This is a genomic window from Acinetobacter sp. 228 (assembly GCF_048147885.1).
This window is the reverse complement of record NZ_JAYWYV010000612.1, coordinates 1-1,026: the sequence shown is the minus strand read 5'-3', so window position 1 is coordinate 1,026 and position 1,026 is coordinate 1. Positions and strand designations below refer to the sequence as shown.

At 41.7% G+C, this 1,026-nt stretch carries 2 protein-coding genes; both read left to right on the top strand.

Annotated features, from left to right (window positions below; genetic code table 11):
• The first annotated feature begins 47 nt into the window (after positions 1 to 47).
• Positions 48 to 518: a 6,7-dimethyl-8-ribityllumazine synthase gene (gene ribE / locus VXQ92_RS21280; protein ID WP_001007829.1), complete on the top strand. Its 471-nt coding sequence runs from the start codon at positions 48 to 50 to the stop codon at positions 516 to 518.
• 3 nt (positions 519 to 521) lie between these two features.
• Complete coding sequence (gene nusB, locus VXQ92_RS21275) at positions 522 to 929, top strand: transcription antitermination factor NusB (protein WP_000084187.1); 408 nt, start codon at positions 522 to 524, stop codon at positions 927 to 929.
• The last annotated feature ends 97 nt before the right edge of the window (positions 930 to 1,026 follow it).

The following is a 1,026-nucleotide window of genomic DNA, read 5'->3' as shown; positions in this document are numbered from 1 at the left end:
GAATATGTCACTGCTGATCAAATCACAACGAAATAATCGAGGTTGCTATGGCAATTCGCCGTATTGAAGGTTTATTACATCTCGCAAGCGAAGGTCGTTATGCGATTTTAGTGGGTCGTTTCAACAGTTTTGTTGTTGAACACTTATTAGAAGGCGCGATCGACACGTTAAAACGTCATGGCGTAAATGAAGATAACATTACTGTTATTCACGCTCCAGGCGCATGGGAACTACCGATCGTTGCTAAAAAATTAGCTACATCAAACCAGTTTGATGCCATCATTGCACTCGGTGCAGTCATTCGTGGTAGCACACCTCACTTTGACTTCGTTGCTGGTGAATGTGCAAAAGGTTTAGGTGTAGTCGCGTTAGAAAGCAGCTTGCCTGTTATCAATGGTGTATTAACTACTGACAGCATCGAGCAAGCAATCGAACGCTCAGGTACAAAAGCAGGAAACAAAGGTAGCGAAGCTGCTTTAACTGCAATTGAAATGGTTAATTTATTAAAGGCAATTTAAAGCATGTCTCAAACACTGCAAGCCGCTTATGCAGCAAAACGTAAAGCACGTCGTTTTGCTGTACAAGGTATTTATGAGTGGCAAATGAGTCACAACCCTGTACATGAAATTGAAGCGCGTACACGTGCTGAAAATGCAATGCACAAGGTAGACTTGAACTATTATCACGAACTACTTACTCAAGTTATCGCTCAGCACGAAGACCTTGATGCGTTACTTATTCCGGTACTTGACCGTGAAATTGACGCGCTAGATGGTGTAGAGCTCGCAACTTTGCGTTTAGGTGCTTACGAGTTACGTGATCATCTAGAAATTCCATATCGTGTGGTACTTGATGAAGCAATCGAACTTGCGAAGCATTTTGGCGGAGCAGACAGTCATAAATACATCAATGGTGTATTAGACCGTTGAAGTTCGACACTCCGAAGCGCACAAAAAAAACAAGCAAAAAAATAGTCTTGAGGTTCTAATGCTGAGTTATCAATAAGAGATCAATACTGTAATCGAA

Bases quoted from the DNA above. Each gene is read 5' to 3' on its own strand.
- nusB (WP_000084187.1), top strand. From the start codon at position 522: ATGTCTCAAACACTGCAAGCCGCTTATGCAGCAAAACGTAAAGCACGT.
- ribE (WP_001007829.1), top strand. From the start codon at position 48: ATGGCAATTCGCCGTATTGAAGGTTTATTACATCTCGCAAGCGAAGGT.